Origin of the sequence: Mesorhizobium sp. M0243, assembly GCF_040321775.1 — a bacterium.
Taxonomy (GTDB): Bacteria; Pseudomonadota; Alphaproteobacteria; order Rhizobiales; family Rhizobiaceae; genus Mesorhizobium.
On the sequence record NZ_JAMYSF010000009.1, the window covers coordinates 97,611 to 115,720 of the forward strand.

The following is an 18,110-nucleotide window of genomic DNA, read 5'->3' on the forward strand; positions in this document are numbered from 1 at the left end:
TCGTCCCCAAGCGGATGACATCGATCGGAGCCGTGTTGCGAGTGATGCAAATGCCGTCTCCAGAAAAACCCGTCATCGATTTCAGTTACATCTACACGCCCTACGGTTCTCAGCTCGACAATGACCTAGCCGAATTGGTGCGAGCGGCCGACGAGACGATCGACGCCCTGGCCGACGTCAGACGCTCCGATGGGGCGCTGGTCAATGGCGTTGTCACGCCTGATGCGTTGTCGGCCGCCACGCGGGCGCTGATCACCGGCGAAGGGGCGACAGGCCCCACGGGGCCATCCGGACCGGCCGGCGCAGGATCCACCGGGGCCACCGGTCCTGCCGGCGCTACGGGGCCGACAGGCGTCGGTGCGACCGGGGCAACGGGTCCAGCGGGCGCAACCGGCATCACGGGCCCGACCGGCGTCACCGGCCCTACAGGACCGACGGGCGTCGGCGCGACTGGGCCGACGGGCGTAACCGGGGCTACCGGCCCGACCGGCGTAACCGGCGCCACGGGGCCGACCGGCGCAACTGGCCCCGACACCGTCGGAACCGTGCTGACGACACGCGGCGACATCATTTTTCGCAACGCGACCGTACCCGCGCGCCTCGCCGCCGGGACGTCAGGTTACGCGCTTATAGCGGCAGGAGCCGGCGCCGATCCGGCATGGGCGGGCTTTCTGCAGGCCGGCACCAGCGCCGCCACACGCACATGGCAGGACAAGGCCAGGGAGCGCATCAGTGTCAAGGACTTCGGCGCTGTTGGCGACGGCGTGACTAACGACAGTCTCGCGATTGCTGCGGCGGAAACCGCTCGTGCAGCCGTAGGTGGAGAGTTGATATTCCCACCCGGTGCGTACCTTTTCGATGGACAGGCGATCAACCGCGCGACCGGCGGTAGTTGGCGCGGCGTCGGCGAGGCAAAGCTGATCCCGACTGTCAACAACACGATCATGATCGACGTCACTGGCGCAGTGATATCGGCGAACTCGCCGATCCCGTTCCGCGTCGAAGGCATCCATTTTGCGGCCAACGGCAAGACGGGTGTCACCTGCTACCGAGAAAGCTCGCCCTACTACACATCCCTATCTCGTTTGAGCTTTACGGGTGCCTTGGCGTATTGCGCGATCTTCACGGGCAGCGCGGCGTCCAGCCAGACAGGCTGGATCAATATCGACGACATTCACCAGCGGGGCGCGGGCACCTGGGTTTTCCAGAGCGCCGACGACACGCACTACTTTTTCAATGTGAACATCAACAATTTCAATCAGCAAGGCACCGGCGCATCGACCTGGCAGGACTTGAAGATGTTCAAGCTAAGCCGCGCGGTGTCGGTCTACTTCAACAACGTCAATGTGGCCTCGCTCGACGGCGGCGCTGATGGCATTTCCATGGTTGGCGACTGCCAAGGCGTGTTTCTTACCAACGTGATTATCGGCTGGCCGAGGGTGGGTGTTCACGCACAGGTCGGTACCGACACTCTTATTCCGTCGTACGTCTACATCGTCAATTGCGGCATGGATCAGGCGACGGTCGCCGGCTTCGACATCGCGGGGCGGACCTGGCGCATTCACAACTCCAACTCCACCAACGGGTACCTGCGGGGCAGTACCGATGCGTCCCTGCGCATCCGTGCCACGGCAACCGACATCGTGGTCCGTGACTTCCTCGCCGCCTACATGAACCATGACGGCATCAAGGTCGACGTCGGCGCGCAGAAGGTCATCCTTGCCGGCGTCACGTCCGAAAACAACAATCAGAACGCGGGCGGCAACTTCGAAATCAATCTGACAAGCTGCCTGCGCAAAGACGTGATTATGGAGGGGCGAAACTACATCGGCGCCGCCGGCGTCAACGCGACTGGACAACGCGTCGTGAATGGCAAGTCGTCGGAAGCGGTGTCGTTCAACGTTACGCCGGCATCAACGACGGCAGTCACCACAGCCGAAGACCTGATGACCTACAGCATCCCGGCCGCCTCGCTGGCGATCGGCAGGCGTGTACGCGTCAGGGCGTGGGGTACGACGGCGGCCAACGCCAACACCAAGACCGGACGCCTGTGGTTCGGCAGCGCGAATATGGGCGGTTGGTCAGCCACGCTGAACGCTATCGGTTGGGAAATCAGCGCCGAAATCCTCATCACCGGCGCGGCAACCCAAACCTACTTCCGCAAGACGGTTGGCGGAAGCAGCATTTCGCAGATTCTACCCGGCACGGCGACGGAGGCCATCAGCGGCGCCGTCGTCGTCAAGTTCCAAGGCCAGAACGGCGTTGCCTCTGCCGGCGACATCACTTGCAACGGGCTTGAGGCCGAAGTTCTGGACTAACCGACCTGGGGGAGGCGCTTGGGCACCACGAGCAGCCCCTTCGCCGCTTCGCCGATGGCCATACCCGGAACTTCGACTGCGGCGTGGACGACCCACGCTAGCATCAGGGCGAGGGCGATCGACGTGACGCTGTAGACGGCAAAGAGCGAGTAAGGATCCAGATCGAGCGCCCTCACGCCTAGCTTGACCACGATCAGCGCGCCCGCCAGGTGGAGCAGATAAAAGGGGTAGCTGACCCGCCCGAGAAAGTGGGCGAGCGGATTGGCGGTAATCCAGATCGAATGCCGCGAGACGTAGGCGACAACGCATAAGGCGCCGGCCATCTGCCAACAGCGCATGGCAAAGCCCGCGCCGAGTACGAAGTCCGCGGTCATCAGGGCGCCAAACCCGAGCACCGCGGTAACGCGATTGACCGCGACAGTTGGCAGATCGTCGATGACCGCGCCCAAGGCAAAAGCGCTCATAAACAGCGGCACCGGTCGGTGGTCGTAATACGACACTGCCAACGTCACGGCCACAAAGGCATAGAAGAGCACTCCGTCCGTGCGGCGGGCCGTCGCAGCGGCGTAGACCCAAAGGCTTCCCCAAACCTCGATCTGCAGGGTCCACAGCACGCCGTTGAGTGACGTGTCATAAAAAATCGAGGCCCCGAGGATCTGCGACCATGTGCTTGCCGGCGTGAGGAAGCCGACGATAAGCGCCGAGACGGCGGCGACAGGCACGAGGCGGAAAGTCCTTCGCACGAGATATGAGATGATGCCGTCGTCCTTCCGGCAGAGCGATCGGGAAAGCACCTGGCCAGACAGCACGAAGAACACAATGACAGCAGCGTCGGCGTGGAAAACGATGTGAAGAAATCGGAAGATCGCATCCTGCAGTGTGGCGTGCTGCGCAGTCTCGATCGTCATCCGATAGGCGGGGCCCAGCCCGCCTGCAACGGAAGCGCAATGCCCAACCGCAACGCTCAGTGCAGCTAGGCCACGGAGCCCGTCAAGATCGTAATTCCGGGGTGCCGCCACTAACTGGCTTGAGCTTGAGCTACGGGACTAACTAAATGCGCCCCTTTGGCGATCGGCCGCCAGTATCTCGTATACATCCAGTGCTCTAAACGCCCGAAAGCCAAGCCGCCAAGCAGACCGCACGACAACGTGGCGGCGATCATCGCCCAAAGCGGCCAGCCGGGCGCCCAATTATAAATAGCGGCGATGATCGGCAAGTGGGCTAGATAGAGCCCGTATGAATGGTCCCCTGCTTTCGCCAGCCATTTCGGCACAAGGCCTTCGTCGGCCTTGATCGCAATGAAAACAGTCGACCCGCACAGGACTGCTAGCGCCAGGTAGGTCGCGCTCCAAGCGTTTGCATATACGCTCATGGCGGAGGTCAGTAGCACCATAGCAAAGAACGGCCGCCATTCCCTGGTCATCATTCCCAATGCCATCACGTAACCGAAGGCGAAAAACAGGTTCACAGCGGCAAAAGGGATCTGTGTGAGGGTTGGGTTAGCCACCGGGACTTTCGCCCCGGCGACACTCGCAACAAGGATGATGAGAGCCCAACCGACCGTAAGCCACATCCTCGCGTAATGAGTCGTTCGACAAAGAGCGGCCAACCAAAGCAGGAAATAGAACTGCATTTCATAAATCAGGGTCCAGTAGGGTACGTTAAAACTGGAATTGAGGGTCCCCGTCGGAAGCAACAACAAGGATGCGTCTGGCGTGATCTGGGGTGGCTGTCCGGCGATGGAGAGGACGATATACGCCAGGCCCAGCGCGAGAAAGTAGGCCGGATATATCCGGGTCAGCCGCGAAAGGGCAAAGGCAGTCGGGCCTTCCTTTGTAGTCGCAAGCGCCATGACCGCCCCTGAAATGAGGAAGAAGATGAAAACACCCGTGGTGCCAAATTGGAGACCCCGAAAACTTGCAGAGTCAGTGCCTGTGGCAAGGCATGAAAAATAGACAGAGTGCTGAATAACAACCAGTAACGCGGCCAGAGCGCGAAGCGCCTGCAGACCGACGAATGTCTTTTTCTCTGTCATTTGCGTCCCCCTGCCCGCCGAGTAGGGCGAGCAAGCCTAGCTTCTGCCAGAGCGCGCATGGATCATCAATAGCAGCTTGCAGCATACTCGACTGGAATATCTCTAAAGCCGCCAGGAGGCTTCAGCATGTTGCCGCAGATTGGAGATGAGCGTGCCGGATAGAAAGAGAACGCTCGGAGCCAGTTAATCGAGCGGGCCGGGTAAATCTGCGGCTAAGGAAGAAGATTCTACAAAGCGTTCGGCGGCCCGGTTGAGCAAGTGCTCGTCTTGGCGCGCACCTGCTAGCCGCCATTGGTACGCTGTCGGCACGGGGTCTTTCGACGGTTTATGATTGGCGCAGCCTACGAGCTGGCGCTCCGACATAGATCCCCCCGGCTTGGGTCGAGCGGGTCAGGACGGATCCCGCGCTGATCACGCAATTCGGCGCAATCTCGATGTTGTCGTGGATCGTGGCGTTCAGGCCGATGAATGTCCCAACCCCGATCGTAGTGCTTCCGCCGATACAGGCTCCCGCAGCAATGAAGCATCGGTCGGCAACCTGGACATGATGCGAGACATGCGCGGCGCTGCGGATTATGCAGTTGCCCCCTACCGTCGCGAAGGGCTGGATCACCGCCCCATCGAATATGAAGGTGTTCTCCTCGACCGCTAAATTCGACGCGGCAATAGCGCGGCTCGCCAGATAGCTGATCGTTTGGAACCCCCGGGCCTTGACCTGATCGAGAAGCCTTGCCCTGACGCGATTGTTGTCATGCGGGCCGATCGCAACCGCAATCGCTGTCTCCGACGGATCAAAGCTCTCCTCGATATCCTCGAAGGCATGGACCGGCAGATCGTTGTGACGGTCTTTCGAAAGAAAAGCTCGTTCGACAGTGAAGGCCGCCACAAGGTGGCTGCTGTCATGCGTCAGGCAATGCCACACCAAACTTGCGAACGGCCCGTCGCCAAAAATAACCACCTTCATGACCTTACCCCCTGGGAGAGGCTGCGACAGAGACAGAGCCGAGCGCCATACGCTCTAGCAGCGCCATGATTTGCTCATCGGCGATATCAGCCATGTCGCCATGACAAGGAATGTTGACAATCCGGTCGTGAATGGAACTGGCCATACGGGCAGAGGTCGACAACGGCACGTAGTACTTACCGCAGTCGAACCCGACATCCGGCAGTTCTTCAAGTTTGATTGGCCGGCAGGCTAGAACCGGCACGCTGGCCGCTATGGTAACGTCGTCATAGTCCCCCAATGGTTTGAGGGCGGATTGCTCGACCAGACCCACGATTCGCCGGCGCTGAGCGTGATAGCGGGCCGACCATGCCGGCATCGTTTCGAGTCGATCGATAATCGCGGCAGCCGCGAGTTCGGACAGCTTGCCGTTGGAAACGCTGGGCAAGACCCAGGCTGGCTGATCCTCCCCAAAACTTAGAATCGAGCGGGCCAGTACCTCATCTGCCGCGGGCGCGAATATGCACCCTCCTTCACCGAATCCCCACGGCTTTGTGTGGTGGAAGCTAACGATTTCAATGACGTCCGGACCTATAGTGGGAAGCCCTGGAAAGGCCAGCGCAGCGTCAACGATCAAGGGCTTGCCCCGTTCGTCGCAAAAGCTGCGATAGCGCGACATGTCGCGCTCGAGCCCGAAGGGTCGGGTGACCAGCAACCCGTCCCAAATGTCATCTGGCATCTTGGCAAGCGCGGAGAGGTCGAGGAAGCCTTGGTCGTCGCAATCAACCGTGATGGTCAGCCCGGCGAACGGGCCTGTGAGCGTCGCGGAGAACCCGAAAGCCGAGACCGCCCAGCGCAGAGGCTTGCCAGCTCTTGCGGCAAAGATGCCAGCTGCAGCATACAGCGCTGCAGTTCCCGAACTGGCCATCACAGTGCAATGTGAATCCGGCACATGTGAGACATGGCTGATGATGCGACCAAGCGCCAGCGACAGGGGGCCGCTATTGGTCCACTGATTTTGCTCCGCACAAAGACTGCTCAATTCCGTGAGGCGCCGCCAATCCGGCATCTTGGCTTCGACATAACGGATGCGGCCTCTCGCAGGCCGTTCAGCATTGTCGCCATGGGGCCGCGGCGGGATACCGCCAGCCAGCGCCAACTCACGGCAATGATCAATGTAGAGGGTCGATGTGCTCATGCCTTGCCGCTCCGCAATTCATGAGGCGTTGCGTTCAGGTGCGGGATAGTCATTCCCAATTGGCCAATGCCGAGGAACCGGGCGAGATCCCCCGCAGCCGTATTATGGGCGAGATTGAGCACGAGCAGGCTGTGTGGGCGGTCTTTGAAATGTGCGATCACCTCTGCGTTGTGATTTAGGTAGTGCGCCTTGTAAATGTCAGGGTCATATAAGGATGCTTCATTGATGCCGTAGACATAGAGCTGCTGGCGCCACAACCAGCCCGGTTCGTGGTAGCTGAACTGCTTCAGATCGGCTGGTGTCGGACGTCTGTCCAACCCCATCAGGTAGGCGTGAAACGTCGTGACTGATTTGTACCATTGATCCGCGGAATCCCGCACTGTCAGGATAAACTTTGCGCCTGGGAACGCACTGTCGAGCGCCTTGTATGTAGAGGGCAAGCTGAACGGCACATCCTGGAAGGCATCTGCCGAATGGCAATATTCTATCAAGGAACGAAAATCACGACGGTGCCATTCATCGAGCAGAGCCTCTGCTTGATGCTGTGAACCAATCCTATAGCCAACCGCCTCCAGAGCCGCAGCAAGGGACGTTGTTCCGGTCTTGTTTCTGCCTATCACGAAGACCTTTTGAGTTATGGTGAGCAGATCATTGATGGCCTTCAGATGGGTGGCGAATGTACGTCCTTCTGATTTGCCGTGTTGGAGGTAGTGCAACAGCGGATTAATCCGGGCGGCCCGAACATCTTCATAGGTGTCCAAATACCAGACAGTGCTGAAGCTCGGGCTTGGGTCGCGATTCTCGAACCCACCATGGACGAGATAGTGCAAGGCAGGGTCGACACCGGCATCGCGCACATCACGATAGCGGTCAAGGTACCAGGCAGAGTTGAACAGGAAGGAGGCCCTGATCAGGTCAAGCCGGGCCGCCCGCCTGGTGCGTCCAGCCACGCGTCTTGCAAGGAGCCGCACTACCATCTTAGCACCGCATCAATGCACAAACGCCCACGAATACCGAAAAACGCGACAATTTCTTTTTCGAGCGCATTAATTTGGTCTTTGATGATCTGCTGTCGGGACGGGTGATCGGGGCATAATTTCAGGACCTCGTGCAGCATGACTACGATGCACAGACCGTGGGCGCGCAGATGTGCGTATCTGTCTCGAGAGCCCTGCCACCAGATTCCGCCAGAGTGCCGTCTGTATGCTGCCATGACCTCAGGAATGAAGCCGATCTTGCCGTATAACGCGTGAAAAAGGCTCAGGTACCAATCGTTCGGCAACATGTTCGAAACCGACAGATTTCGGTAGGATCGCCGCCGAAACATCGCCGAGTTGGCCGGAATGAAATTCTGGGACAATAGAGTCTCAAGGTCAAACCTGGCGACAGATCCATCCTGAGGATACTGAGAGGCGGGTTCGCTGTCGTCGTCAAAACGGAACTGAACTGGGTGGAAGCACACCGAACATTCCGGCCGCTCATCCAGGAATCTGACCTGCTTCTCCAGCTTGTGCTCGTCGGTGAAATAATCATCACCATCGCAGACAATCCAGTAACGACCTCGAGCCAGCGGCAGCAGAAACTTCGCAACCATGCCTCTGACCCCAAAGGAATAGAGATTGGTTTTCTGTATTACCGCGCTCACCATTCCCGGATATTTCGCCACGTAAGCGCGGACGATGTCTGTCGTTCCGTCGGTTGATGCATCGTCATGCACGATCACCTCGAACGGGAAGGTGGTTTTCTGCATGACAATGGAGGACAAGGCTTGGTCGATGAAGGATGCGTGATTGAAGGTCTGGCAGAGCACCGAAACACGGAGGCCATTATTTGCCGGTTCAGCGAGCGGCATGTCCAAGTGTCCTTGCTTCGTTGCATTTTCCTTAGGGAGGTAATGGCTCGGTGTAAATGTCCGAAAACGTTCTTGATCTGTGTGAGCCGACGCATTCAGAGAGGAGCCGCCCATCGATAGCGGGACCGCCGGGCGCGGGGTGCCACCCTTGCAATCCGAGCATGCGAAGAGTCCGACAAGATCCGAATGCATCGACCGGTCAGGACCAAGCCAGTCTATCAGCGCCGGGATGTCGAGCCTTGTTGATTTGCAGCACATCGCGTGACCGCAATTCACATAGACGGTTTCACGGGCCGCAAAGGTATCGGCGAGTGTCTTTGTCACCCCCGGAAGCGTTCGGTATGCCAGTGGATCTTGCCATCTATCTTCATGGGCTTGTGGATCACCAGGCGCTTTGGCAAATGCTCCGGATGCACCTCCAGCAGAGTGATCTTGATCTGCGGTTTGCAGCGGCTGCAGTCGAACTTCAGCGTCTGCGGATCGACCCCACCGCCGTAGACCATCATCAGGTCGGCCGATCGGCAGTAGCGGACATTGCCGCAACTGCACTCTGCTTTCACTAGCATGTTGTGCCGGGTCGCCTTGCCCAGTGTGTCGATCGGTTCGTGCGCCATCCCTTTAAAAGAGGAACATATTCCTCTCAGGTCAAGAGGCTCTTGACTCAATCGTTCTCATTTTGTTCACTGTTGGCAGAATGGAGACACAGCCATGAAACCGATCATCGCCACCGAATCCGAACAACCCGAGATGTACGCGACGGTAAAGCGTGAGCGCCCTGCGATTGACAGGGCGGTTAACAAGATGGCCAAGCAAATGCGCGGCCTGTCCGATGTTAGTCAGAAAGTGGCCATTGCCCAGCTTACCGCAACCTGGGTCTTAGCGAATTATCCCGATGACGTCGGTCTTGCGTTATCTCTGTCGGAGGCAATACGCCATCAGACCGACATCTATCTCCGGGAAGTCATGAAGGCCGGCTCTCGCCACTGATCGAGATTTCTGCGGCAACAGGGACAGGTCATGTGCGGTCGCTACACCAGATATCTGTCTTGGTCGGAAATCCACCGGCTCTATCGACTGACGGCGCCGGCGGAGACCGGCCGCAATGACGCCCCTCGCTACAACATCGCGCCGACCGAGGAAGTCCCGTTCGTCACTGCCGGCGAAGACGGCAATCACAAGCTCCGGGAGGGCCGCTGGTGGCTCGTGCCGTTCTGGGCGAAAGAGATGCCCAAGGCGGCAATGTTCAACGCCAGGATCGAAGGCGTCGATACGGCCCCGGCCTTCCGTGACGCGTTCAAGTCGAAGCGCTGTCTGATCCCGGCCGACGGCTTCTACGAATGGACTATCTCGCCGGCCGACGGCAAGAAGGACCCTTGGCACATCTATCTGCCCGGCCACGCGCCGTTCTCACTCGCAGGGCTGTGGGCCTACAACTCCAACCTCGACATCACAAGTTGCACCATCATCACCGAGCCCGCCGGCGACCCGATGAAAAACCTGCACGATCGGCAGCCGGTCATCCTCGACCATGCCTACTATGATGCGTGGCTGGACCCGGCTACGCCCAAGGACGATTTGAAGGATATCCTGAGCCACGACATCGACGGCCAACTGCAGTTCAATCGCGTAGGTCGCGACGTCAACTCGACCCTCATCAACAAGCAGCCCAACGACCATCCCGCATTGGTCGGGCCGATCAATCCGCTATGAGTGACGAACCCGCCAGACTTGCCGAAGGCATGGAAGCTCCGCTGCGCGAACGCCAGCGGATTGAGAACCACGCGTGCGAGCACGCTGGATGCGGCCACCGCGCGCCGTTCGGCTTCGCGCGACCGAATGGTCCATCACATTGGTTCTGCCGCGGGCATCGCGCCGACGGCGATCAATATCTCTTGGGAGGAAGGCACCAATGACCCGCTCGACGTTCGCCGATGAATTGCAGCAGGCGTCGGACCGCATCGCAGACATTCCGCGCGCTGATCTTCAAATCATGCTTCGACGCGCCGCGCTGATAATTCGAAACACGGGCGGCATCGTTCTTGATCCTGGCGTTCAGGATACGCTGTCCCACATCGCAGTAGAGTTGGGGTTGGCGAAATCGGATCTGATCAAGACCGTCATTGGCGATTGGCTCATTGCCAACGCCTATCTCCCGGTGCCGCGTCTGTTCGATGAGGAAAGCGAGACCGAGGGCTCTGCCTAATTCCCTGCATCCGACCATTGAGAGTTGTCTACCCAGAATGGCCGGCCGGCCACCCCTGAAATGCCTATAGAGTAGACCAGACTGCCGATCGGCCCCGCCGGGGGTGTACAGGATCCCCGCATTCGGATGCCGCAAAGTGCGATCGGCGCGCCCATTAACCACCTTCCTTGATGGAGTGGACCCCAAAGGGCATGCTGGGGGTTTACGTTGCATGGAAAATCACCAGCACAGATTTTACTGTCATGTTGAACGCGACGGATCGTGGGGAGTTTGGGATTGCGTCGCCGATAGGCCGGCAAGGTTGGGCGGTGGCGACCTTCTCGGGTGCACTCCCCAAAGGGCTCAAGCTGCGGAACACATCCTGACGAGAATTTACGACGGCGGACTTGATGCCGTCGCTATCCACATCGCGGGCATTGTCAGTTCTTCGGGTTCGGCGTGATCGATCTCTGCCGCTAGGCGCTATCCAGCCTTAGGGGGCAGCACCGGTCCAAGGTGTTCCACGGATGAACTCGACTTCCTTCCCGCTGACGTCCCGCACGGCCTTCAATAGCACCTCATGCAAGACGCGCGTCTGCCGGTAGTGGTCGCAATGCGGCGATATGAACGGTTTCACGATGCTCAGGTGCAGCGCTTCCGCTGCCCCCAAAAAGCGCTCGATTTCAGCCTGAGACAACTGCTTTGACGGTTTTGACCTAGCGATTGCGACACCTCTTGAGAGTCGCCCCACTCGAGGACATAATTCCTAATTCAAAGTTCTCTGTAAAGGGCTCAAACGATGTCGGGCTTGCCCTTGTCGTGTTTGGTGGCGCCCCTTGGGCGGATGCCGATTGATCGCCACGCCGGCTGAACTTTTTGCACCGACCTGAGGAACATGCATCCGCAATCCAAGTTGGAAATGTGCTTGGTTGAGATGTCCCCTCCTCAAATCCAAGCTCTGGTGCAAGGCCCGTCGCTGTCTGTGTCCTTCAGCGGCGGGCTTCCTTCGTCAGACGCTCGACCGTCTCAATGATCGCCTTGGTCAGAGCTTCCCCTTCGTGGATCGGTTCCGGCCCGTAGAGGCCAAGGACGGCTTCCTCAGATGGCAGCACGCCGGGCGGACATACCTGCTCGATAGCCATTCTGACGAGCTTCAAGGCTGCGCGTTCGCTAGTGGCTTCGATTGCCACAGGGGAGTTGAGCGGCTCGGGCGTCACGGCTTGGCCTCGCGGATCGCCCGCAACGTCGCATGGCGCAGCTTGTCCTCGCGCTTAAGGGTCTTCACGCGTCCGACAAGGCCAGGTTTGATCCATTCGGCGTCGGGCTTGTCGGCGCCCTTCGGTGGCGTGCCTTTCTCTTCTTGCACCTTGGCATAAAGACGTTCCTGCATGGCTTTGGTCAGGGCGATGTTTGCCGAGCCGACGTAGCGGCGTTCCGCATCGCGGGTTGCCATCAAGGCGAGTGGAGCCGAACCGGGCTTGCGCTGCACGCCTGCAACCTCAAAGTCGACTTCCTCATAGCATTTGGTTTTCACCCAAGCTTCGGTGTCGCCTGACCGATAGACGCTGTCTTCCCGCTTCGACACCATGCCCTCTAGGCCCATGCGATCAACCGCGGCGTAGAAGTCAGCCCCGCCGCCATGCACATGGTGGCTGTACTGGATCACGCCTTTGGCAGGCCCGACGAGTTCGAGCAGCTTTTCCCGGCGTGCCAGCAACGGCTCACGGCGTAGGTCGATGCCATCCTGGTGCAGCAAGTCGAACCCGACGAAGATGATCCGATCTGGCGCCCATCGCATCGCCGACCGCAGCGAATGGAAATCCGACACGCCTTTCTCGTTGAGAACGATTGCCTCGCCGTCGATGATTGCCGACGTGGCCGGTAGGGTTGCCGCAGCCTCGACAATCGTCTTGTACGTGGACGACCAGTCGTAGCCTCTCCGCGTGATCGTTCGGGCAGTGCCGTTCTCGATAATGACTTGAGTCCGGTAGCCGTCATATTTGATTTCGTGAATCCAGTTGTCCCCTGTCGGCGGCACCTCGACAAGCGTGGGGAACATTGGCCGGATGAATTTCAACATACGCGAACTCGGACTGACCGAATTTAAATTAGAATAAGCTAAAATGGTTGCAAAGGAACGCACCAGACGCTTGGGCAGCTCCTGAGTACCTCGAGGAGCGTGATCTTGATCCAGCCGTATGCGAACGCTGGAGCGCGACCCGGCCGGCGTCAGGGAACGATTCCGCCCTCCCGGTGTTTCAATCTCATGACAAACATCACGAAATGCCAGGGAATCGCTATGGCCGCCGATCTCGCCAATGCAAGCCAGCGCCTCGAACGTGCCGAGATCGCGATTGAGCTCTCGGAAAAGATAGTGGCCCAAAACATCGAGCGGTTAGGCAGGATTCGGCGTCTGGTCGAGGCCGCCACACGAGATCGATAGTCTCCCCAGTAACGAAGAACCTCGCGCGGCCAGGCCGGATACCGGATGTGGAACCCGGCGCGACTTTCGCTGTTCTTCTATCAGGAGGAACAACCATGCCGGACGACAAGAGCAAGCGTGATTTCCGCGACCGTGACCGGGTATCAGGCGACGAAGAATATGAGGTCGGTTATCTCGCGAGCAAGTTTCAGCTTACGATCCCCGAAGTGCGGGAACTCATCGAAAAGCACGGCAACGACCGGGAGACGCTGGAGCGAGAAGCAAAAGCTCTGGGGAGTAAATGACCAAGCTATCGGACCTTGGACCGCCCATCCCCGGCAAGCAGCACGGCGGCGAGCCTGCCGAGGAGCAGGAGAATTTCATGATTTGCCCGGTATGCGGCCAGCGGCTCGGCATGCGTGACTTCCGCCAGGTCGCTTGGCACGATCAGCCCCAACACGAGCCGTTGGAACTGGAGCTTCATGTCACGAGCCGGAATGGGTAGCGATTGCGGACGTGGTCGTTGAAATATCGGCCCTTGGCAAAGGCAGCTTTGAACGCGGTGAAGGTCTCAACCGGTACGTCCAAAAACTCATAGTGCTTCCCGCTGGCTACAAACCAGACCGAGAGAATCCTGGTGTTCGTGTCATAGTCCAACTTGCGTATCGAGGTCGACGGCATGGCGCCCAACGGGCGGCGGAGGCGTTGGTTGCATTTCCGCGACCTCGCACGCCCGCACTGACCAATACGGCAAGCGCCACGGAAAGCAGCCTATTATCGGGCCGTCTTTCCCCTCCGGCGGAGTATTCCAGTTCACCATTCATTTACGATATTAGCGCAGTCTCATATGCGGACATGCTAGGTAGCTCGTACATGCCATAAGCCCCGGTGCCGCGACCCAGCGCCGGGGCTTTTTGTCCCCGGATGAGGCGGCGACCGCTGCCGCGGACCGTGAGCCGACTCGACTCCCAGCGGAAACAGTCGCATCTTGTCTGTGGGGACGCAGGGCGTGGACAAGTATCGATACGACAACGGGTCTGATCAGTGGCGCAAGCGGCGTGCGCAGCGGGCACGTGCGCGCTTTCTGGCAGGCGTTCCCAAGCGCTTGGTCTTCGTGACGGTGGCTGCGGCAGCCGCCTTCGTCGCGCAGTTCGCGGTGCAGCTCAGCGAAGGCTCCCCTGACCTCCACGTCTCTAACTTGATTGGACGCAGCCCGGAGCCGATCACCGGCGTCGCCTCTGTCATCGACGGCGATACGATCGAGATTCAAGGGCAACGCATCCGCTTCAACGGCATCGACGCCCCCGAGTCAGCCCAGAAATGCGACAATGCCAAGGGCGTTCGCTACCGGTGCGGGGCGAAGGCCGCGGCAGCACTCGACGGGTTCTTGGCTGCCTCGAGGCCGGTCACATGCACCTTCGTCGCTTGGGACCGCTACAACCGCTTCGTGGGCGACTGCCGGCGCGCAGACGGCGCCAGTGCGGCCGCCTGGATGGTCGAGCACGGCCAGGCGCTCGACTGGCCCAAATACAGCCATGGCGCCTATGCAGCGCAGCAGGCGAAGGCGGAGGCAGCGAAGGTTGGGCTGTGGGTAGGCGCATTTCAGCCGCCTTGGGAGTGGCGCGCGGGGCATGGGGACGGCGGCGTCCGGACGACAAACAACCAGCCGCTAGGCATCATCAGCCGGCAGGTAGCGCAAAGTTACACATGCCAGCCGCGGCGAAAGTGCTCGCAAATCAGCTCGTGCGATGAGGCTCAATGGTATCTCAGCAACTGCCCGTGGGGTGGCAAGCTGGACCGCGATGGCGACGGCGTGGCATGCGAGACGCTCTGCTAAGACGCCTAAGCATCCAGCTAGGAAATCACGGAAAGAGGCGTCTAATGAGTGAACTAACCCCTGCAGAGTTCACACAAAGAATCCTAGATCAGGCGTTCAAGTTTTGGTTTACGCCCGAGGTGATTGCTCGCCAGGAAGCCGGCACTCTGCCGGTTCCTGCTCCTATGTTCGTCGCCGCGCAGGTCATTTTCGGAGCCAGCCCGAGACCACTCGTTCGCCTAAACGAAGAGGTTAAGGGAAACGCGCGGCTGAAGGCGGGCGCACCCGAAATGAAAGCCGGTCAGCCGGTCTCCGCCGACATGTTGGAGTACATTGAGAGCTTCGAATTGCCTGAGCAGGACGCCAACTTCGGTCACCTAACCGCATTTCGGCACAATAATGGCAACTGGGCAGTGACTTTTGATTTTCAACAAAACAGAGCGACGGCCGCCGATCTCGTAACGCGCGCCGGGCAATTCATAAGTGCGGCCCGCCACAGTTTCGATCAACGCTTCGAAGCTCCGTATATCGACAACCTATTTAGCGCCTGCGAACTGCTGGCAAAAGCGAGACTTATCCCCTCTTCCGAGATCGCGCTCGACAGCCGAACGCACGGCGTAATCCACTCTTCCATCAACCGTCAGCGGAAGCACGGCAATGTTAGCGGAGACTTCGTCGACCTCTTCAACGACCTGACCATTAGCCGGGCCGCAGCGCGGTATGCTCAGAACGGAAGCATCAAAGTGCGGGCTGGAGACAGCGCGCTCTCAATTGTCGAAGAAGAACTGCGGGTGCTGCAGCTTCGCTTTCGGCGCGAACTCGACGTGTAGAATGCAGCGCCGTCGCAAATGCGCACAAACCTCTTGGGATCGATGTCAGATATCGGGCGCAAGTCTCCTGATAGTGTCGGCGATATACGAAGGCGCCAGATGGGCATAGTGCTGCTCCGCTATTCGAGCGTCGCTGTGCCCAAGCGCCTGGGCCACGATGTCAGCGGCGCCCCATTGCCGGCCATCGTGCTGGCGTAGGTATGCCGCAGCTCGTGCAGTGTGATATCTTGCACATTTGCGACCTTCAGAACGGCTTTCCAGGACCGATTGTAGGTCGCCGGCGCCGCGATCGGCCGCGAGACTGGCGTACAGATCGGCGCCACCCTCTGGCAACGGGACGTGCCGCGGCTTCCCGCTTTTGCTCTCGGCGATGAACACCGACTTGTTCATGACGTCATAGTCAGCAATCCGCAGCCGGGCCAGTTCGCCGAACCGGGCGCCTGTCACAAGCGCCGCAGAAATGAGATCGCGGATCGTCCGGTAGCTCGCCGCCACCCATGCCCGCTGATCTTCCGGCGACACGTTCTGGTGTGGCCGACGGTTAACAGCAACTCATGCAGGAGTCGCGTCTGCCAGTAGGCCGCAATGCGGCGATATGAGTCTCTTAGGCCAGAGCTTCCGCGATCACGCTATAACGCACAGGGCCGAATCGGCCCATGTCTTCGAATGCGGCGGACTGATTGTCCGCTTGGCCGGCGCCGCACAGCCCAACAGCTCCCACCCTGGCGTCGGCCATTTACCCCGGGGAACTTCCCGACGCTGGTGACGTTCGCTGGTATGGCTCTTGTCACCGGGTTTGCATCTGCAGTGGTTATTTTGTTTGTCGTGCTGCTTTTCACCCATGCGGCCCGTGACCTTCAAAGCTCACCTCTGTTTCATAGAATATGTCACCGACTGCGCCGTGGGCTTTAGGTCGTCGTTTTGTAGCGCAATGATCCTGTGGCTGAGGGTGTTACCCCGCCGTCGGCGGTCGAACCGGCCCGGTTGTGTTCCACCGAATGAACTCCACTTCCCTCCCCGTGACTTCCCGGACGGTGTTCAACAGCACCTCATGCAAGACCCGCGTCTGCCTGTAGTGGTCGCAATGCGGTGATATGCACGGCTTGACGATGCTCAGGTCTAACCGCCACTGGATCATCAGTCATCGCGTTGGGCAGGTGCTCTGCCATCCACCGATCGAGAAAGCGATCCCGCGTGTGCTCATCAGCCGATAAGTTCAAAGCGCATATTCGGTTCCGCTACTTGACCCGTGAGACGGCCGCACCAGACTCCAGTGCATGGCTAGAGGTCTCAACATCGGCGATGAGGTGGCGATCGACGCCACCATTATTCGACGCGTCACTGACGACAGGATCAGCGTGTCAATACCGACCTACGGATTTCCCCATTCCGTTCGGGATAGCACCACGAAGGTGGTCAAAGGCCAGACCATGGAACTGATCGGCAGCATCACACGGGTCGAGAAGGACGCCGTAACCGTCAGCCTGGGTGGCCCGGTGGTGACGGTCGCGCTTGATGTTGTGCGGCTGGTGACGCCCACAGTGCGTTAGTCAGCCAAGGACCATCCCAGCGAATACCACAGTGAGGAGCAGTGATACCGGAACGGCTAGCAGACAGCACAGCTCAATGGTCTTGTTATCTTGCCGCTTGTCCATCTCACCGCCTCGCATTGTTCGCTGTGATTTTGACGAACCGGGGTGGCCAATGGAAGCGGATCCGCGCGCGATGCGTTAGAGATGCTGTCGGGTGCTGTATATTAGCAACACCTTGAGTGACCCCTGCTCAATTCCTCCCTGAAATCCTGCAGTGCCGCAGGTCATCCTCGCCCCGCAGGTACTTCACACGGCCGGCGATGCCGGTCTTACCCCCCGAGAATGGCTGGAGCGCGCAATGGTGAGGGTACGGAAAACAAGAGTGAAGGGGCGTCCGACAGAATGTCAGAATGACTTAGGCGGAACGTATAGGCAGATGGTTATGTCAGGGTTGCCAGATGGAAATTCATGATGCCGGCCTGCCGTTACTTTTTAAGCATGACACCAATGAAAACGCATGTCGTGCGACTGATGCACCCTGCCATCCGCATAAGGAAGCAACTCGCCTGACGGTACCATGAAGCCCCTGCTCGTTTCGCGGACGGCACCGTCGGCCACCGGCTCGCAATGCTGGTTATGGCAGCATTGTTTTTCGTACCAGTCATCGTGTGCCGATGCCAAAGGAGTTCCGAAAGCGCAGGCCGCAGCAATGGTTGCGCCCAACCCGAACGCGCCGCCGCACCGCCTCAATGGCCAGAACATGACGTTACATTAGACTTACCTGATATGACCGCGCAAGCGCAGCGCTTAGCTTAGGTGCAGCGCTTCCGCTGCCTGCTCGTCCATCTGGCCATGGTAGCGAACTCCTTTGACGGGGGTCGCCGCATAAGCAGGATTTATTCCTGATCTCGATGGCGCTGACAACCTCGCTTTTCAACCCTCATTGCGTTGTCGACGGATTCGCGCGCATATTTGCGAGGGG

Annotated in this window: 21 protein-coding genes; 8 read left to right on the plus strand and 13 right to left on the minus strand. The window is 59.3% G+C overall.

The window, feature by feature from the left end:
• The first annotated feature begins 44 nt into the window (after positions 1 to 44).
• Positions 45 to 2,318 (plus strand): glycosyl hydrolase family 28-related protein, encoded by a 2,274-nt coding sequence (locus NKJ11_RS14490; protein WP_352793697.1) that lies wholly within the window; start codon positions 45 to 47, stop codon positions 2,316 to 2,318.
• Here the strand turns inward: NKJ11_RS14490 and NKJ11_RS14495 are convergent.
• The 7 genes from NKJ11_RS14495 to NKJ11_RS14525 form a co-directional block, all read right to left on the minus strand.
• Positions 2,315 to 3,337 (minus strand): acyltransferase family protein, encoded by a 1,023-nt coding sequence (locus NKJ11_RS14495; protein WP_352793608.1) that lies wholly within the window; start codon positions 3,335 to 3,337, stop codon positions 2,315 to 2,317. The genes NKJ11_RS14490 and NKJ11_RS14495 overlap by 4 nt on opposite strands.
• Positions 3,337 to 4,353: an acyltransferase family protein gene (locus tag NKJ11_RS14500; protein WP_352793610.1), complete on the minus strand. Its 1,017-nt coding sequence runs from the start codon at positions 4,351 to 4,353 to the stop codon at positions 3,337 to 3,339. Before NKJ11_RS14500 ends, NKJ11_RS14495 begins: the two co-directional genes overlap by 1 nt.
• 325 nt (positions 4,354 to 4,678) lie before the next feature.
• A complete protein-coding gene (locus NKJ11_RS14505; RefSeq protein WP_352793611.1) occupies positions 4,679 to 5,317 on the minus strand; it encodes a NeuD/PglB/VioB family sugar acetyltransferase in 639 nt (212 codons plus the stop codon).
• A 4-nt stretch (positions 5,318 to 5,321) separates the two neighbouring features.
• Complete coding sequence (locus NKJ11_RS14510) at positions 5,322 to 6,494, minus strand: DegT/DnrJ/EryC1/StrS family aminotransferase (RefSeq protein ID WP_352793613.1); 1,173 nt, start codon at positions 6,492 to 6,494, stop codon at positions 5,322 to 5,324.
• Positions 6,491 to 7,444: a sulfotransferase gene (locus NKJ11_RS14515; protein WP_352793615.1), complete on the minus strand. Its 954-nt coding sequence runs from the start codon at positions 7,442 to 7,444 to the stop codon at positions 6,491 to 6,493. The genes NKJ11_RS14510 and NKJ11_RS14515 overlap by 4 nt, the downstream gene beginning before the upstream one ends.
• Before the next feature lie 20 nt (positions 7,445 to 7,464).
• The gene (locus NKJ11_RS14520) at positions 7,465 to 8,670 is read right to left on the minus strand and encodes a glycosyltransferase (RefSeq protein ID WP_352793617.1); all 1,206 of its coding nucleotides are present in this window, start codon (positions 8,668 to 8,670) and stop codon (positions 7,465 to 7,467) included.
• Positions 8,667 to 8,960 carry a hypothetical protein gene (locus NKJ11_RS14525; RefSeq protein WP_352793619.1) on the minus strand — a complete coding sequence of 98 codons (294 nt, stop codon included), beginning with the start codon at positions 8,958 to 8,960 and terminating at the stop codon, positions 8,667 to 8,669. The genes NKJ11_RS14520 and NKJ11_RS14525 overlap by 4 nt, the downstream gene beginning before the upstream one ends.
• A 94-nt stretch (positions 8,961 to 9,054) precedes the next feature.
• Here NKJ11_RS14525 and NKJ11_RS14530 point away from each other — a divergent pair, with 94 nt between their 5' ends.
• The 3 genes from NKJ11_RS14530 to NKJ11_RS14540 all read left to right on the plus strand — a co-directional run bounded on the left by NKJ11_RS14530 (position 9,055) and on the right by NKJ11_RS14540 (position 10,549).
• Positions 9,055 to 9,333 carry a hypothetical protein gene (locus NKJ11_RS14530; RefSeq protein ID WP_352793620.1) on the plus strand — a complete coding sequence of 93 codons (279 nt, stop codon included), beginning with the start codon at positions 9,055 to 9,057 and terminating at the stop codon, positions 9,331 to 9,333.
• A gap of 30 nt (positions 9,334 to 9,363) precedes the next feature.
• Positions 9,364 to 10,056: an SOS response-associated peptidase gene (locus tag NKJ11_RS14535; RefSeq protein WP_352793622.1), complete on the plus strand. Its 693-nt coding sequence runs from the start codon at positions 9,364 to 9,366 to the stop codon at positions 10,054 to 10,056.
• 199 nt (positions 10,057 to 10,255) lie between these two features.
• Positions 10,256 to 10,549 carry a hypothetical protein gene (locus tag NKJ11_RS14540; protein ID WP_352793624.1) on the plus strand — a complete coding sequence of 98 codons (294 nt, stop codon included), beginning with the start codon at positions 10,256 to 10,258 and terminating at the stop codon, positions 10,547 to 10,549.
• A gap of 968 nt (positions 10,550 to 11,517) precedes the next feature.
• Here the strand turns inward: NKJ11_RS14540 and NKJ11_RS14550 are convergent.
• Positions 11,518 to 11,670, minus strand: a complete 153-nt coding sequence (locus NKJ11_RS14550) for a hypothetical protein (protein WP_352793625.1) — start codon at positions 11,668 to 11,670, stop codon at positions 11,518 to 11,520.
• Between the two features lie 71 nt (positions 11,671 to 11,741).
• On the minus strand, positions 11,742 to 12,911 hold the full coding sequence (locus tag NKJ11_RS14555) for an ATP-dependent DNA ligase (protein WP_352793626.1): 1,170 nt from the start codon (positions 12,909 to 12,911) through the stop codon (positions 11,742 to 11,744).
• A gap of 155 nt (positions 12,912 to 13,066) precedes the next feature.
• On the opposite strand from NKJ11_RS14555, the gene NKJ11_RS14560 reads away from it, so the two are divergent.
• Entirely contained in the window at positions 13,067 to 13,255 is a 189-nt protein-coding gene (locus NKJ11_RS14560) for a DUF3606 domain-containing protein (protein ID WP_352793627.1), read from the plus strand.
• A 5-nt stretch (positions 13,256 to 13,260) separates the two neighbouring features.
• Here NKJ11_RS14560 and NKJ11_RS14565 read toward each other — a convergent pair whose 3' ends face one another.
• Together NKJ11_RS14565 and NKJ11_RS14570 are read right to left on the minus strand one after the other, a co-directional pair.
• On the minus strand, positions 13,261 to 13,434 hold the full coding sequence (locus NKJ11_RS14565) for a hypothetical protein (RefSeq protein ID WP_352793629.1): 174 nt from the start codon (positions 13,432 to 13,434) through the stop codon (positions 13,261 to 13,263).
• On the minus strand, positions 13,431 to 13,631 hold the full coding sequence (locus NKJ11_RS14570; RefSeq protein WP_352793630.1) for a KTSC domain-containing protein: 201 nt from the start codon (positions 13,629 to 13,631) through the stop codon (positions 13,431 to 13,433). Before NKJ11_RS14570 ends, NKJ11_RS14565 begins: the two co-directional genes overlap by 4 nt.
• Positions 13,632 to 13,959: 328 nt before the next feature.
• Here NKJ11_RS14570 and NKJ11_RS14575 point away from each other — a divergent pair, with 328 nt between their 5' ends.
• Entirely contained in the window at positions 13,960 to 14,787 is an 828-nt protein-coding gene (locus NKJ11_RS14575) for an excalibur calcium-binding domain-containing protein (RefSeq protein ID WP_352793631.1), read from the plus strand.
• Positions 14,788 to 14,831: 44 nt separating this feature from the next.
• The gene (locus tag NKJ11_RS14580) at positions 14,832 to 15,596 is read left to right on the plus strand and encodes a hypothetical protein (RefSeq protein ID WP_352793632.1); all 765 of its coding nucleotides are present in this window, start codon (positions 14,832 to 14,834) and stop codon (positions 15,594 to 15,596) included.
• A 45-nt stretch (positions 15,597 to 15,641) separates the two neighbouring features.
• On the opposite strand, the gene NKJ11_RS14585 is transcribed toward NKJ11_RS14580, so the two are convergent.
• Positions 15,642 to 16,118: a tyrosine-type recombinase/integrase gene (locus tag NKJ11_RS14585; protein WP_352793633.1), complete on the minus strand. Its 477-nt coding sequence runs from the start codon at positions 16,116 to 16,118 to the stop codon at positions 15,642 to 15,644.
• Between the two features lie 430 nt (positions 16,119 to 16,548).
• On the minus strand, positions 16,549 to 16,734 hold the full coding sequence (locus NKJ11_RS33825; protein WP_502905796.1) for a hypothetical protein: 186 nt from the start codon (positions 16,732 to 16,734) through the stop codon (positions 16,549 to 16,551).
• Between the two features lie 139 nt (positions 16,735 to 16,873).
• Between NKJ11_RS33825 and NKJ11_RS14590 the strand changes: the two genes are divergently transcribed.
• The gene (locus tag NKJ11_RS14590; protein WP_352793634.1) at positions 16,874 to 17,146 is read left to right on the plus strand and encodes a hypothetical protein; all 273 of its coding nucleotides are present in this window, start codon (positions 16,874 to 16,876) and stop codon (positions 17,144 to 17,146) included.
• The last annotated feature ends 964 nt before the right edge of the window (positions 17,147 to 18,110 follow it).

What these genes read in the sequence shown, in the direction of transcription:
- NKJ11_RS14535 (WP_352793622.1), top strand. Translation starts at nt 9,364, where the DNA reads ATGTGCGGTCGCTACACCAGATATCTGTCTTGGTCGGAAATCCACCGG.
- NKJ11_RS14580 (WP_352793632.1), top strand. Translation starts at nt 14,832, where the DNA reads ATGAGTGAACTAACCCCTGCAGAGTTCACACAAAGAATCCTAGATCAG.
- NKJ11_RS14565 (WP_352793629.1), bottom strand. Translation starts at nt 13,434, where the DNA reads ATGAAGCTCCAGTTCCAACGGCTCGTGTTGGGGCTGATCGTGCCAAGC.
- NKJ11_RS14550 (WP_352793625.1), bottom strand. Translation starts at nt 11,670, where the DNA reads ATGGCTATCGAGCAGGTATGTCCGCCCGGCGTGCTGCCATCTGAGGAA.
- NKJ11_RS14505 (WP_352793611.1), bottom strand. Translation starts at nt 5,317, where the DNA reads ATGAAGGTGGTTATTTTTGGCGACGGGCCGTTCGCAAGTTTGGTGTGG.
- NKJ11_RS14525 (WP_352793619.1), bottom strand. Translation starts at nt 8,960, where the DNA reads ATGGCGCACGAACCGATCGACACACTGGGCAAGGCGACCCGGCACAAC.
- NKJ11_RS14540 (WP_352793624.1), top strand. Translation starts at nt 10,256, where the DNA reads ATGACCCGCTCGACGTTCGCCGATGAATTGCAGCAGGCGTCGGACCGC.
- NKJ11_RS33825 (WP_502905796.1), bottom strand. Translation starts at nt 16,734, where the DNA reads ATGATCCAGTGGCGGTTAGACCTGAGCATCGTCAAGCCGTGCATATCA.
- NKJ11_RS14570 (WP_352793630.1), bottom strand. Translation starts at nt 13,631, where the DNA reads ATGCCGTCGACCTCGATACGCAAGTTGGACTATGACACGAACACCAGG.
- NKJ11_RS14530 (WP_352793620.1), top strand. Translation starts at nt 9,055, where the DNA reads ATGAAACCGATCATCGCCACCGAATCCGAACAACCCGAGATGTACGCG.
- NKJ11_RS14490 (WP_352793697.1), top strand. Translation starts at nt 45, where the DNA reads ATGCAAATGCCGTCTCCAGAAAAACCCGTCATCGATTTCAGTTACATC.
- NKJ11_RS14500 (WP_352793610.1), bottom strand. Translation starts at nt 4,353, where the DNA reads ATGACAGAGAAAAAGACATTCGTCGGTCTGCAGGCGCTTCGCGCTCTG.
- NKJ11_RS14510 (WP_352793613.1), bottom strand. Translation starts at nt 6,494, where the DNA reads ATGAGCACATCGACCCTCTACATTGATCATTGCCGTGAGTTGGCGCTG.
- NKJ11_RS14560 (WP_352793627.1), top strand. Translation starts at nt 13,067, where the DNA reads ATGCCGGACGACAAGAGCAAGCGTGATTTCCGCGACCGTGACCGGGTA.
- NKJ11_RS14590 (WP_352793634.1), top strand. Translation starts at nt 16,874, where the DNA reads ATGGCTAGAGGTCTCAACATCGGCGATGAGGTGGCGATCGACGCCACC.